At 41.9% G+C, this 13,721-nt stretch carries 13 protein-coding genes; 4 read left to right on the forward strand and 9 right to left on the reverse strand.

What is annotated here, in order from left to right; translation table 11 throughout:
• Positions 1-10: 10 nt before the first annotated feature.
• The 8 genes from D8S85_RS00790 to mce form a co-directional block, all read right to left on the reverse strand.
• Positions 11-793, reverse strand: coding sequence for a TIGR02757 family protein (locus D8S85_RS00790; protein ID WP_106624369.1), 783 nt, complete (start codon positions 791-793; stop codon positions 11-13).
• A gap of 82 nt (positions 794-875) precedes the next feature.
• A complete protein-coding gene (gene mnmD, locus D8S85_RS00795) occupies positions 876-1,538 on the reverse strand; it encodes a tRNA (5-methylaminomethyl-2-thiouridine)(34)-methyltransferase MnmD (RefSeq protein ID WP_106624370.1) in 663 nt (220 codons plus the stop codon).
• Positions 1,539-1,541: 3 nt separating this feature from the next.
• On the reverse strand, positions 1,542-2,570 hold the full coding sequence (locus D8S85_RS00800) for a threonine aldolase family protein (protein ID WP_106624371.1): 1,029 nt from the start codon (positions 2,568-2,570) through the stop codon (positions 1,542-1,544).
• A 100-nt stretch (positions 2,571-2,670) separates the two neighbouring features.
• Entirely contained in the window at positions 2,671-3,936 is a 1,266-nt protein-coding gene (locus D8S85_RS00805; protein WP_106625215.1) for a sodium ion-translocating decarboxylase subunit beta, read from the reverse strand.
• 22 nt (positions 3,937-3,958) lie between these two features.
• Positions 3,959-4,393, reverse strand: a complete 435-nt coding sequence (locus tag D8S85_RS00810) for an acetyl-CoA carboxylase biotin carboxyl carrier protein subunit (protein ID WP_106624372.1) — start codon at positions 4,391-4,393, stop codon at positions 3,959-3,961.
• 12 nt (positions 4,394-4,405) lie between these two features.
• Positions 4,406-4,750, reverse strand: coding sequence for an OadG family protein (locus D8S85_RS00815; protein ID WP_106624373.1), 345 nt, complete (start codon positions 4,748-4,750; stop codon positions 4,406-4,408).
• A 5-nt stretch (positions 4,751-4,755) separates the two neighbouring features.
• Entirely contained in the window at positions 4,756-6,315 is a 1,560-nt protein-coding gene (locus D8S85_RS00820; RefSeq protein ID WP_127074706.1) for an acyl-CoA carboxylase subunit beta, read from the reverse strand.
• Positions 6,316-6,350: 35 nt separating this feature from the next.
• Positions 6,351-6,755 (reverse strand): methylmalonyl-CoA epimerase, encoded by a 405-nt coding sequence (gene mce, locus D8S85_RS00825; RefSeq protein WP_106624375.1) that lies wholly within the window; start codon positions 6,753-6,755, stop codon positions 6,351-6,353.
• A 266-nt stretch (positions 6,756-7,021) separates the two neighbouring features.
• Between mce and D8S85_RS00830 the strand changes: the two genes are divergently transcribed.
• Positions 7,022-7,435: a hypothetical protein gene (locus D8S85_RS00830; protein ID WP_106624376.1), complete on the forward strand. Its 414-nt coding sequence runs from the start codon at positions 7,022-7,024 to the stop codon at positions 7,433-7,435.
• Positions 7,436-7,465: 30 nt separating this feature from the next.
• On the opposite strand, the gene D8S85_RS00835 is transcribed toward D8S85_RS00830, so the two are convergent.
• Positions 7,466-8,017 (reverse strand): RNA polymerase sigma factor, encoded by a 552-nt coding sequence (locus D8S85_RS00835; RefSeq protein ID WP_106624377.1) that lies wholly within the window; start codon positions 8,015-8,017, stop codon positions 7,466-7,468.
• Between the two features lie 247 nt (positions 8,018-8,264).
• Here D8S85_RS00835 and D8S85_RS00840 point away from each other — a divergent pair, with 247 nt between their 5' ends.
• From D8S85_RS00840 to D8S85_RS00850, 3 genes are all read left to right on the forward strand, one after another.
• Entirely contained in the window at positions 8,265-11,042 is a 2,778-nt protein-coding gene (locus tag D8S85_RS00840; RefSeq protein ID WP_228423306.1) for a sensor histidine kinase, read from the forward strand.
• Between the two features lie 123 nt (positions 11,043-11,165).
• Positions 11,166-12,842 carry an energy-dependent translational throttle protein EttA gene (ettA, locus tag D8S85_RS00845; RefSeq protein ID WP_106625216.1) on the forward strand — a complete coding sequence of 559 codons (1,677 nt, stop codon included), beginning with the start codon at positions 11,166-11,168 and terminating at the stop codon, positions 12,840-12,842.
• An 11-nt stretch (positions 12,843-12,853) separates the two neighbouring features.
• Positions 12,854-13,660, forward strand: coding sequence for a hypothetical protein (locus D8S85_RS00850; RefSeq protein ID WP_127074707.1), 807 nt, complete (start codon positions 12,854-12,856; stop codon positions 13,658-13,660).
• Positions 13,661-13,721: the final 61 nt, after the last annotated feature.

A 13,721-nucleotide genomic window follows, 5' to 3' on the forward strand; every position in this document is an offset into this window, starting at 1 on the left:
CCCTCTGAATCTAAAGATTAGAACGGTTATATTTCTCGAAAGCCCCCAACCCGAAAAGTGAAAAATCATAGCGAATCGGATCGATAGGGTCCATTTCCCGGAGACGTGCAGTAAGTTCTTCCACGGCTTTCCGGTCATTCTGGTTACGGGTAAGCAGGCCTAGTTGACGACTCACGTTACCCGTGTGTAGGTCTAGTGGAATCAATAGGGCAGAGGTTGGAATATCTTTCCACAGGCCGAAATCCACCTCTCCGTCGTGTCTCACCATCCAGCGCAAAAACATATTTACCCTCTTCGCTGCTGACCCCTTCTCCACGTTAGCAATATGTCGCAGTACTCTTGCTTCGGCAGGTAAAGAGGTGAAAACAGAATACCACTCTTTTAGTACTTCGAACATATCTTGATGTTTTTGGTAAGCCCGTGTGAAAACGGTTTCCAAGCCTCCGTGATGGCGATAAATATTCGCTAGGGATCTCAAAAAGTAAACACAATCGTAGCTATTAAATGTGCGGTGTTTGAAATTACAGAAACGTTCGTAGTCTTGATCTTCCGCCTGCATCACGAAATCATGGGGTGCATAATCCATTAATTGCATCAACTCCTTGCATTTCTTGATAATCGTGGGGCGTTGTCCCCATGCTAATGATGCTGCCAGGAATCCGGCAATTTCGATGTCCTCTTTTTCCTCGAAACACTTTGGTATCTGGATCGGATCGGTTTCTATAAAGAATTCCGATTTATTGTATTCTAAATACTTCTCGTCAAGTAATTGTTTTAAGTCTTTGGAAAACATTCGAATAATTTACAATTTATGAATTCCGATTTACGATTGAAAAAGCGTTTGTTCCGTGCGGCTGGGATTTGAAATTTAAAATCTAAAATTGTTTCACCGCTCTCAACATTTCCCGTTTTCCCGGGGGACCGGGAAGGCGTTTCAAGTTAAAACCGATATTACGGAGGGCTTGTTTCACGGTTCCTTTCACGCAATAAGTCGTGAGAATTCCTTCCGGTTTAAGCGCTTTGTAAAATTTGGAAAGCATAGTTTCCGTCCATAGGCGAGGCTGTACGTCGGGGGCAAAAGCATCGAAAAAGACGATATCGAAATATTCGTGAAAATTGACTTCTTCGAAATCTGCTTGGTGCTTGTGGAGCGTGAAGTAAGGGGTAATGATAACATCTTCTTCCCAGGGGGCGTTGTGTAATTGTTGAAAGAAGGGTGCATCTTCCGGGGTAAAAAGGTCGGAATAATTAATCTTTTCCACTTCCTGAGGTGTCAGCGGGTATTTCTCGAAAGTATGAAATACTATTTTCCGTTGATTCTCTCGGGCTTCAAGCAGTGTAAGGAAGGCATTCAGTCCTGTTCCGAAACCGGCTTCCAGAATCCGGATATCTTTTTGCCCGTAATATTCAATGCCTGCTTTTATAAATATATGTGTAGATTCCTGTATGGCCCCGTGAATAGAATGGTAATGTTCGTTTAGTTCCGGTATATACAGGGTAGTACTTCCGTCTTCTGTGATAATAATTTCTCTATTCATCTTCTAACACAATTCCTGACGCAATAGGTTTGCGAATTCGATGACATCATTTTCCGTGGTGTCAAACGAGCAAACCCATCTAACTTCGGCCGCATCTTCATCCCATACATAAAAGAAGCATTCATCTTGAAGTTTGCTAATCTTTTCTCGCGGAATGATGGCGAAAATTTCATTTGCCTCAACTTTCTGCGTGATACTCACGGAAGGAATTTGCTCTGCCGCGTTAGCGAGCTTCTGTGCCATGGCATTCGCGTGTGCGGCTGATTTCAACCATAAATTGTCTTTTAGAACAGCCGAAAACTGGGCAGCAATAAACCGCGATTTAGAGTGTAACTGCATCAGCTGTTTCCGGATATATTTAACTTCTTTCGACATCGTGGTATTAAAGAAAACAACGGCTTCGCCGAACATCATACCATTTTTGGTTCCCCCGAAGCTTAAAACGTCAATTCCCACTTCTTTGGTGATGCTGGCCGGAGTGCACCCCAAATATGCAACAGCATTTGCCAAGCGGGCTCCATCCATGTGGACGTACATATCGTGAGCGTGAGCGAAGTCACAAATTTCTTTTAGTTCATCACGCGTGTAAACTGTTCCGAGTTCCGTACACTGCGTTAACGAAATGATTTTGGGTTGGGCGTGGTGTTGGTCACCAAATCCATGCATGTGATTGTGAATCAATCCTAGGGTGAGTTTTCCGTCAAATGTGGGAACGGTCAACAATTTACTGCCGGTTTGTTTCTCGATAGCCCCGCATTCGTCCACGTTGATATGAGCTGTTTCCGCGCAAATGATCGCGTTATATGAATGCGTAAAGGCTGAAAGACTTAATATGTTGGCTCCTGTTCCATTATAAACGAAGTACACGTCAATGTTGTCTCCAAATAGTTGTTTGAAATCCTCGATGGCTTTTGCCGTGTATTTGTCTTCCCCGTAAGAATGTTGATGTCCGAAGGCGGATTCTTCTAGTGCTTTGAATACTTCCGGTAAAACACCGGAAAAATTGTCGCTACCGAAACCTCTAAGTCCCATGAATTGAAATGAATTGGTAATAGTTAAAGGAAAATGATGTATAAATAGAAAGAAAAAAAGACTACCCCAAAGTAAATTTTGAGGTAGTCTGAAATATTAGTTATCCTAAGAATGACAATAATATACCGGCTGCAACGGCAGAACCGATAACTCCTGCCACATTCGGACCCATGGCATGCATCAACAAGAAGTTTCCCGGATTTGCTTCTTGTCCCACGTTTTGTGATACGCGGGCTGCCATCGGAACTGCAGAAACTCCCGCTGAACCGATCAATGGATTGATCTTGTTCTTGGTGAACAAGTTCATGAATTTTGCCAGTAATACACCACCGGCACTACCAATACTGAACGCCAGAACACCGATAATCAAAATAGCTAGCGTTTGGAAGTTCAAGAATGCAGCTGCCGTGGTGGTAGCTCCAACGGAGATACCTAGGAAAATCGTACAGATGTTCATTAACTCATTTTGAACCGTTTTGCTTAAACGCTCAACTACACCACATTCACGCATCAAATTACCTAACATCAAACACCCGATTAGAGGAGCTGCAGAAGGTAACAATAAAGATACAAATATGGTTACAACGATCGGGAATACAATTTTCTCTTTTTTAGATACTTTACGTAATTGTTGCATTACGATTTCCCGTTCTTTCTGGGTTGTTAACGCTTTCATGATAGGCGGTTGGATCACGGGAACCAAAGCCATGTATGAGTAGGCTGCCACTGCGATAGGACCAAGTAAACTTGGTGCTAATTTTGACGTCAGGTAAATGGCTGTCGGTCCGTCAGCACCTCCGATGATTCCGATAGATCCTGCCTCAGCATAAGTAAAGCCTAATGCAAGAGCTCCCAAGAACGTGGCGAAGATTCCGAGTTGGGCTGCAGCTCCCAAAAGAAAACTTTTAGGATTTGCTAATAATGGACCGAAATCCGTCATAGCTCCAACACCAATGAAGATAATACAAGGATAGATTCCTAATTTTACTCCCAGGTAAAGATAGTCTAGCAAACCAACGTTATTGGAATCCGTGAAGTTGGCCCAATGAACGTGTCCTCCGTCAAATAATTCCGGGTGAAATAATCCGGCTCCGGGTAAGTTCGTCAATAACATACCGAAGGCTATAGGTAACAATAACAACGGCTCAAATTTTTTCACAATAGCCAAATAAAATAGCACGCAAGCCACAACTATCATGACTAAACACAGCCAATTTCCAGAATACAGATGAGCAAATCCTGTATCGTTTAAGAATTTAGATACTTTTTCGCCCATATCAATTTCTTCTGCACTAGCGGCAAAAGGCATGATAAATATTCCGAGTAATAAGCTTATTTTTAACAGGTATTTTTCCACTTGTCTCATTTTCAATTGTTTTACAGTAGAATTAAACCAAATCAACAAGCGGATCATCTTGAGAAACACTCTGACCAACTGTTACATGTATTGCTTTCACTTGACCGTCAACACTTGCCACGATATTGTTTTCCATTTTCATGGCTTCCATGACTACCAGACAATCACCGCGTTTTACTTGACTGCCAACTTTTGTGCTAATAGCGGAAATAGTTCCGGGAAGCGGTGCTTTAATGCTGGTCGTCTTGTTGTTTGTAGCAGATGTATTTTGAGTGGAACTTTTATAAGTGGTTGAAGTCGGTATGGCAGCAGGTTTACGAGGAGCAGTGGTTGCAACCGTGTTTTTGCTTTCGTATGATACTTCATAAGATATACCGTTCACCTCAACTGTAGCCTTATCATGATCCGTTATATTCACAGTTACATCGAAGTTATTGTCGTCTATGGTGATTTTGAATTTATTCATAATCTGTTTATTTTACTTATTAAGGTTTCTCATGCCGTAAATTTTAGAACTCCACGGGGAATAACGTTTTTCAACTTCTTCGATCGTGATCACGTGAGGTTCTTCATCATGAGAGTTAAAATATAGATGCATAGCCATGGCGATGGCTGCTTGTTCGTGAGGTGTCGGATGAGCATCCGTCGTCACTACAGCTTTTTCCACGTCTTGAATTGTTTCCGCATGATCTTCTACTTGATTCGTCAATTTGGTCTGTAAGTTAATAACCCAGATCAAAAGAATCAATAACAGGAATACTGTCAGCATCCCTACGCCTGTAACGAGGAGTGCGTAACCCCAGTTTATTGCTAATGTGATCATATGGCTTACAACGGTATATTTGAATGTTTCTTCATCGGGTTAACAACGCGCTTGGTCTGCAAAGACTGGAAGGCACGGATAATGCGGAAACGCGTGTTGCGCGGTTCGATTACATCATCAATGTATCCATACGAAGCGGCTTTGTACGGGTTCGCGAATGCCGAGTTGTATTCTTCCTCTTTCGTGGCAATGAATTTAGCTTTTTCCTCTGGATCAGTGATTGCAGCTAATTCTTTACCGTACAATACTTCAATAGCTCCTTTGGCTCCCATAACGGCAATTTGTGCCGTGGGCCATGCGTAGTTAAAGTCTCCACGTAATTGTTTACATGACATCACATCATGTGCACCTCCGTAAGATTTCCGTAAAGTAACGGTTACTTTTGGAACGGTTGCTTCTCCGTAAGCAAACATTAATTTTGCTCCATGAGTGATGATACCACCATATTCTTGTACACGTCCCGGTAAGAATCCCGGTACATCAACCAACGTCAACACCGGAATGTTGAAACAGTCGCAGAAACGAACGAAACGTGCTGCTTTACGAGATGCTTCAATGTCAAGAACTCCGGCATAGAAATTCGGTTGGTTAGCGATAACACCGACAGAACGTCCACCCATACGGCAGAAACCGACAATAATGTTACGGGCATAACGTTTGTGAACTTCCAAGAATTTTCCATTATCCACGATGGCTTCAATGACATCCATCATGTTATATGGCAAGTTCGGATTATCAGGAATGATCTCGTTTAACTGGTCTTCCAGACGGTCAATCGGGTCATTGCATACCTCAATCGGCGCCTCTTCCAAGTTGTTGGAAGGTAAGTAAGAAAGCAGATTGCGAATGATAGCGATACCCTCTTCCTCGTTTTCTGCCAAGAAATGAGAAACACCGGATTTCGTGGAGTGAACTTCTGCACCTCCCAATTCCTCGGTTGTGATATCTTCTCCCGTTACGGTTTTCACGACTTTAGGGCCGGTTACAAACATGTAAGATGATTGGTCGGTCATCAGAATGAAGTCCGTTAGGGCAGGAGAATATACGGCACCTCCCGCGCAAGGACCGAATATGGCTGAGATTTGAGGAATTACTCCAGAGGCCAAGATGTTTCTTTCGAAAATTTCGGCATATCCGGCTAACGAGTTAACTCCTTCTTGAATACGGGCACCACCTGAATCATTCAATCCGATAATGGGGGCTCCTACGGTCATGGCTTTATCCATTACCTTGCAGATTTTCTGAGCTAACATTTCGGAAAGTGCTCCTCCGAAAACGGTGAAGTCTTGAGCAAAAACAAATACGAGACGTCCATCGATTGTTCCCTGACCAGTGACTACTCCATCTCCCAAAAATTTGGTTTTCTCCATACCGAAATTGTAGCAACGGTGTGTGATGAACATGTCAAACTCTTCGAAACTATCTTCGTCTAGTAACATGGCAATTCTTTCCCGAGCCGTATATTTCCCTTTTTTGTGTTGAGATTCAATACGCTTTTCTCCCCCTCCAAGTTTTGCCTGAGCTCGTAATTCGATTAACTCCTTGACTCTATCTTGATTTGTCATAATATGATAATTTATATAGGCTATTTGTCTGAGAATTATTTTGTTCCACAAAGTTCGGTCAATACTCTGCAGGTTGATTTCGGGTGAAGGAATCCGATTCTTAAACCTTCAGCGCCACCACGCGGAGCTTTGTCGATTAACTGACAACCAGCAGCACTAGCGTCATTCAATGCAGCTTGAACGTCTTCTACGGCAAATGCCATGTGGTGCATACCGCCACCGGTTTTTTCCACGAATTTTCCAATAGGTCCTTCTGGATCCGTGGATTCCAATAATTCGATTTTCGTTTGTCCTACTTTGAAGAAAGCTGTTTTTACTTTTTGATCTTTTACTTCTTCAATAGCGTAGCATTCCAATCCTAATACTTTTTCGTAAAATGGAATGGCTTCTTCCAAATTGGCAACTGCGATGCCGATGTGTTCAATATGTGTCGGTTTCATAACAAAAAAACATTAAAGTTAAATATTATATTATAATCATTTAGCATATGTAGACGCAATATTTGTGAGAATTTTCCTTGTTTAATTATTAAAGCGCGAAACTACTCATTGTTCTTGCGATTTTCAAGTAAAAACGGTAAATAATTTCAAAAAAAACAAGTTTATACTTGTTTTAAATAAAGAGGTGATAACTTCATCATTACTTGTTTCGTAAACGTTATCGAGAAGGAGTGAAATTTGAATGAAAAATAAAAATATAGAATGTTATGAGTAAACAAAGATTTGTCATTTTTTTGATCGCTATCATTGGTATGATCGCGACATTTTTACCTTGGTATGAAATAGGTAGTTTAGGGATGATCATGGGGTATCGGACTGTTGGGTGGTTTACGTTTGTCATGTTTGCACTGGTATTTCTTTTCGGTTTGCGAAAAGGAGTAAAGCAAGATATGTCCACGGGCTTATTGTATCTCGGATCATTTTTTTCACTGCTTGCTGCTTTCGTGGTCTTGTGGCAGATCATCACGCTCGGATTGGATCAGGAAGGAGGAAGTATGTCGGTTGTTGGCAACGCCCTGGCTAACGATACGCGTGTTTTATACGGGGCCTACCAGGTCGTTATTGCCGGAATCTGTTTGCCGTTCGGAGCATTCCTTTTCCGCGATAGAAAAAGAAGGTAAGAATCCATCTGTATTTTTCTGAATGCCGGATTAAGTGAACTTTTTTAGGGAAATACAAGCGAAGAAAAGTATGATGTATTTGTGCCCGATGATCTTGCGTAATTGGGTGTACATTCCTTTTTTGAGAGATTTCACGGAATTAAGGGAGATTCCCAATATGGTTGCGATTTCCGGGTTGGATTTGCCTTCTAATGCGAGGGTGGCGATTTCGAGACTACGCCCGGAGAGTTGGCTGATAGCGGCATGTACGCAACGGATCATTTCTTGGGTAGCGATTTCCTCTAGAAACGAGTCTTCAGAGGGTAATTCTTCCTTTAGTTTTTCGGCGTCTTCGATCGTGAATTTATTTCGTCTCAGGATGTCCATGCAGATGTTTTTTGCCGTGATGTAAATGAATGCAACTGCGTTTTGTTTGGTGTACGAATCATTCAAACGTTCATACAATTTGAAGAATGCCTCCTGCGTGGCATCCATAGCTTGTTCCTTATCTTTCAGGTAGGAATTGCAAAATCCCCACACGGCTTGAAAGTGATCCGTGTACAATTCTTTAAATGTATCGATACCGTTAATATAGTCACTCATATCGAAAATTTATACAGACAAATATAGGGTGAAAAGTTTAAAAGCGAAAATCTTCTTGGTTGAAATGAACGAGATGGGGTTTCAAATAAATCAGTGTGGCATTAAAAAAGAAGTTTGTACTAAAATATGAGAAGCATTGAAAAATAAAATTTAATAACCTATTTTAATTTGAAAATGCACCAAGGGTGAATGATATTTTACTACTTTTGTAAAATTAGGCGTTAGTGTAAATCAAAATTGTAAGGTCGTGGATAATAATGGTCGATTCGATAGTGGGCATGTTCAAGATTTGTTGAATAAGGCACGAATGGGTTGGTGGGAAGCCGATTTCTCCCAAAAGCAGTATGTTTGTTCTGATTTTCTTCGAGAGTTGTTAAATTTGGGGGAAGATGGGGTAATTAGTTTTGTCGATTTTCGTAAATTGATCCGAGAGGACTATCGTTTGCGAACGGTGAATGAATTTCGTTTTGGAAAAACCCAGAATATATATGACCAAATTTACCCGATTGAGGTGGAAGGAAAAGTAGTGTGGATACGAGTGAAATTGTGTTCCAAGGAGGTGGATCCGGAGGGGAACATGAAAACCTACGGATTCATGGAGTGTCTTGATCTTCCGGAGAACGTGGATACGGAGGAAACAGCAATGGTGCGTGTGAATAATTTGTTCGCCCAGCAAAATAGTATCTCACGATCGTTGCTTTCATTGCTTCGTTCCGGGGATGTGAGCGGTGTTATCAATAAGATTTTGGGCGATATTATACAGCATTATCCGGAGGGATGTACTTATATTATTGAGTATGATTGGAAAGATCGTACACAGATATGTCGTTACGAAGCGGGAAATTACAAGTCTTTTAAGAAAAAGAGTTACATGGAAAAATTTCCGATGAGTAATATTCCTTGGTGGACGAAGCAGTTGGCAGGAAAGGCATCCCCGATTATTTTGACGAGTTTGGACGAGTTGCCGGAAGAGGCAAGTGAGGAAAAAAGACGCTTGACGGAACAGGGAGTGAAATCGCTCATTGTTATCCCGATGTTTTCAAAAAATGGAGTGTCCGGGTATGCCGGTATCGATATTTTGGATAAGTCTCACGTGTGGAAAAATGAGGATTACCAGTGGTTTGCCTCGATGGTAAATATTATCAGTATTTGTATAGAACTCCGGAAATCGGAAGAGAAGGCGCAAGAGGAGAAGAAGTTCTTGTCCGATTTGTTTAAGCATATGCCGGTGGGGTATGTGCGGATGAAATTGTATTATACTGAGGATGGACATGTGAAGGATTATTATTTCATGGATTCAAATGCAATGGCCCAACTTCTTTACAGTACGAGGGGAAATAGTTGGATCGGGAAATATGCTAGTGAGGTCGATCCGCATTTTTTGGAGCGGTTGCCGGATTTGGAACGAGTGATGCAGAATGGGGGTGCACGGAATGTAAATTATTATCTGGAGGATAAGAATAGATATTTTCATGCCGTGATGTATTCTCCTTGTGCGGATGAGGTTGTGTTGATGTTTTCAGATATGACCGATACGTTCTCTGCTCATGAGGCGTTGGACCGGAGTGAACGTTTGTTGCGTAATATATATCAAAATATTCCGGTCGGGATAGAGTTATATGATAAAGACGGGTATTTGGTCGACTTGAATGATCGAAATCTTGAGATGTTCGGGGTGGCAAAGAAAGAGGATGTTTTGGGAATTAATATGTTTGAAAATCATCTGATACCGGAGAAAATGAGAGAAAAAATGAGGAAAAGAGAGGATGTAAGTTTTTCTCTGATATATGATTTTTCAAAATTAAAAGGCCTTTATACTTCTAAAAAGAGTGGGAGTTTGAATTTATTGACAAAGGTGACAACGTTGTACGATGCACAGAATAATTTGATCAATTATTTATTGATTAGTCTGGACCGGACGGAAGCCACGGAGGCATATAACCAAATCCAGGAATTCAAGAATTTTTTCACGTTGGTGGGAGATTATGCACAAGTCGGGTATGCGCATTTTAACGCCTTGACTTATGAAGGGTACGGTCTGGATAGTTGGTATGAAAACGTGGGAGAAGAAATCGGGACGCCATTGTCACAGATTATTGGGGTGTATTCGCATTTTCATCCGGAAGATCGAGATTTGATGCTTGCTTTTTTCTCAGATGTAATTGCGGGGAAACGGACGCATTTACGGAACGATATGCGTATTAGACGGGCTGATGGACATTACACGTGGACTCGGGTAAACGTGTTAGTGAGGAATTATAGTCCGCAGGAGGGCATGATCGAGATGATTTGCATTAATTATGATATTACAGAATTGAAGGAGACTGAGGCAAAGTTGATCATGGCAAAGGATAAGGCGGAGGAGTCGGATCGTTTGAAGTCGGCATTTTTGGCGAATATGAGCCATGAAATTCGGACCCCGTTGAATGCTATTGTCGGTTTTTCCAATTTATTGGCTTATGCCCAGGAGGAGGGAGAGCGTGCGCAATATATCGGTATCGTGGAGGAGAATAACGAATTGTTGTTGCAATTAATTTCGGATATACTGGATTTGTCGAAAATTGAGGCGGGAACTTTTGACTTCGTGTATGATCGGGTAGATGTGCGTCAGTTGTGTGAGGATATCGTGACGTCACTCCGAGTGAAAGTTCCGTCCGGGGTGGATTTGTGTATAGTACCAAATTTGCCGGAATGCTGGGTAAACAGCGATAAGAATCGATTACGTCAGGTGATTTCCAATTTTGTGAATAATGCTTTCAAGTTTACACCTTCCGGGAGAATTACCGTGGGATATATGTTGAGGGATGGGGAGGTTGAAATATCTGTGACGGATACGGGTGTGGGTATTGAAAAAGGGAAGCAGAAACAGATTTTTGATCGTTTTGTGAAATTGAATAGTTTTGCTCATGGAACAGGTTTGGGGTTATCTATTTGTAAGAGTATCGTGGAGCAGATAGGTGGACATATCGGGGTTAATTCGGAGTTTGGGAATGGTTCACGCTTTTGGTTCACACATCCGTTTTGAAACTTCGTATAATAAATAAAGTATATTTTTAAAATTTGAAGATATAATATATCTTTGTATCCATTTTAAGGATAATCAGTTGTGTGCTAGAAGTGAAACATAATATCATGTAAGTTAATGGGTATGGCAGACGAGAAGAAAATTATTTTTTCCATGATGGGTGTGAGTAAAACAATACCACCTCAAAGAAAAATTATAAAGGATATTTATCTCTCCTTTTTTTACGGGGCGAAAATCGGGGTGATCGGTTTGAATGGTTCTGGAAAATCGACATTATTGAAAATTATTGCCGGATTGGATCCGAATTACGAGGGTAAAGTAATCTGGTCAAAGGAGCATTCTATCGGCTATTTGCCTCAGGAACCTCAATTAGATGATTCCAAGACCGTGAAAGAGGTCGTGCAGGAGGGTGTCCAGAAGGTGATGGACTTGTTGAAAGAGTACGAGGAGGTGAACATGAAGTTTGCTGAACCGATGAGTGATGAGGAGATGGATAAGTTGATGACTCGTCAGGGGGAGTTGACGGAATTAATTGAGCATCATGGTGGGTGGGAGATTGACCAGAAGTTGGAGAGGGCAATGGATGCCTTGCGTTGTCCGGAACCGGATGCGGAAGTGAAGTTCCTTTCCGGGGGAGAACGCCGTCGGGTCGCCTTGTGTCGTTTGTTGTTGCAGGAACCGGATATTTTGTTATTGGATGAACCGACGAACCATTTGGATGCCGAGTCTGTGGAATGGTTGGAACAACATTTGCATCAATATCCCGGTACGGTGATTTGCGTGACACATGATCGTTACTTTCTGGATAATGTGGCTGGCTGGATATTGGAATTAGACCGGGGAGAGGGAATTCCATGGGAAGGAAATTATTCTTCTTGGTTGGAACAGAAAGCCAAGCGTTTGGAACAGGAGGAAAAACAGGCAAGTAAGCGCCGGAAAACACTGGAACGGGAATTGGAATGGGTGCGTATGGCCCCTAAGGCTCGTCAAGCAAAAAGTAAAGCTCGTTTGAAGGCTTATGATCAGATGATGGATGAGGATGTGAAGGAGAAAGAAGAAAAACTTGAAATATTTATTCCAAACGGTCCTCGTTTGGGCAACAAGGTGATTGAAGCCGAGCATGTAGCGAAGGCCTTTGGGGATAAGGTGTTGTTCGATGATCTTGAATTTAAATTGCCGCCGGCCGGAATAGTTGGGGTAATTGGCCCAAATGGGGCGGGAAAGACTACTTTGTTCCGTTTGATTATGGGCATGGAGCAACCGGATAAAGGAACATTTGAAGTTGGTTCAACCGTGAAGATTGCGTATGTAGATCAACAGCATAAAGCAATAGATCCGGAGAAGACGGTTTATCAGGTAATTTCGGGAGGAAGTGATTTGATAAATTTGGGAGGACGAGAAGTGAATGCCCGGGCTTATGTTTCCAAATTTAATTTTTCCGGGACAGATCAGGAAAAAAAATGCGGGGTATTGTCTGGTGGAGAGCGTAATCGCCTGCATTTGGCTTTAGCATTAAAAGAAGATGCTAACGTGCTGCTACTGGACGAGCCTACGAATGATATTGACGTGAACACGTTACGTGCTTTGGAGGAGGGATTGGAAAACTTTGCGGGATGTGCCGTGGTCGTGTCGCATGATCGTTGGTTTCTGGATCGTATCGCAACCCATATCTTGGCTTTCGAGGGTGATTCTAAAGTGGTATATTTTGAGGGGAGTTACTCTGAATATGAGGAAAGTAAGAGAAAACGTTTGGGAGATGTTACCCCGAAACGCATACGTTATAAAAAATTAATCGGTTAAGATTATAGAGCGTGCCTAAGAAAAAAGAAAAAAAGATTATAGATACTGGTTTCGTACCGGGTATCTATAATTATTGCGACAGATGGTGTGAACGTTGTCCATTGCAGCTTCGTTGCATGAGTTTCATGATGGGGAAGAAATTGAAGGAACGGACGAAAGTAAACTTGGGTGAGGAGATGCCGGATGATGACGAGTCGGCGTTGGCTCGTCTGAAAAATATTTTTGATTCTACTTTTGACGTGTTGCGAGAGTTGGCGGAAGAAAGAGGAATGGCGATAGAAGATATTTATTCCTCGGAGAAGGTGGATCGGGGATTCTGGGGAGAGGATTACGAGGATTTGGAAGATGAGGATGAAGAGGCGGGTAGGCAGATAGAACGGGAAGATCTTGTGAAATGTGATCGGATCTATAAGACATTGGCAGAGAAGTGTCAGGAAAGTATTTATCAATGGTTTGATGAGGCCAATATAAAAGAGGGTGATGCACCCAGAACGAAAGAAGTCAAGGATGCATTGTTAGAGGTAAATTGGTATTTGGATTTAATCCACGCTAAGATTAGAAGAGCATTGTACGGGTATTATATCTATTCGGATAAAATTAATGCCACACAGGAAGAGGATGATTATAATGGATCGGCAAAGGTTGCATTATTGGCTGTCGAGATTTCTCAAAATGCGTGGATGGTTTTGAGAACGTGTTTGTCAAACTTTGAAACGAGTATATCTCATTTGATCGTGGTTTTGGAACAGTTGGGATTGGAGATTGATCACTTTTTCCCGAAAGCCCGTTATTTTAAGCGACCCGGTTTTGATTGTTAATAAATTGACGAGGGGCGTTGATGTTTAAATACCGTTTTGTCTGATGATTATGCCGGAGATA

Source organism: Butyricimonas faecalis, assembly GCF_003991565.1.
Lineage (GTDB): Bacteria > Bacteroidota > Bacteroidia > Bacteroidales > Marinifilaceae > Butyricimonas > Butyricimonas faecalis.

What these genes read in the sequence shown, in the direction of transcription:
- D8S85_RS00790 (WP_106624369.1), bottom strand. Translation starts at nt 793, where the DNA reads ATGTTTTCCAAAGACTTAAAACAATTACTTGACGAGAAGTATTTAGAA.
- mnmD (WP_106624370.1), bottom strand. Translation starts at nt 1,538, where the DNA reads ATGAATAGAGAAATTATTATCACAGAAGACGGAAGTACTACCCTGTAT.
- D8S85_RS00800 (WP_106624371.1), bottom strand. Translation starts at nt 2,570, where the DNA reads ATGGGACTTAGAGGTTTCGGTAGCGACAATTTTTCCGGTGTTTTACCG.
- D8S85_RS00805 (WP_106625215.1), bottom strand. Translation starts at nt 3,936, where the DNA reads ATGAGACAAGTGGAAAAATACCTGTTAAAAATAAGCTTATTACTCGGA.
- D8S85_RS00810 (WP_106624372.1), bottom strand. Translation starts at nt 4,393, where the DNA reads ATGAATAAATTCAAAATCACCATAGACGACAATAACTTCGATGTAACT.
- D8S85_RS00815 (WP_106624373.1), bottom strand. Translation starts at nt 4,750, where the DNA reads ATGATCACATTAGCAATAAACTGGGGTTACGCACTCCTCGTTACAGGC.
- D8S85_RS00820 (WP_127074706.1), bottom strand. Translation starts at nt 6,315, where the DNA reads ATGACAAATCAAGATAGAGTCAAGGAGTTAATCGAATTACGAGCTCAG.
- mce (WP_106624375.1), bottom strand. Translation starts at nt 6,755, where the DNA reads ATGAAACCGACACATATTGAACACATCGGCATCGCAGTTGCCAATTTG.
- D8S85_RS00830 (WP_106624376.1), top strand. Translation starts at nt 7,022, where the DNA reads ATGAGTAAACAAAGATTTGTCATTTTTTTGATCGCTATCATTGGTATG.
- D8S85_RS00835 (WP_106624377.1), bottom strand. Translation starts at nt 8,017, where the DNA reads ATGAGTGACTATATTAACGGTATCGATACATTTAAAGAATTGTACACG.
- ettA (WP_106625216.1), top strand. Translation starts at nt 11,166, where the DNA reads ATGGCAGACGAGAAGAAAATTATTTTTTCCATGATGGGTGTGAGTAAA.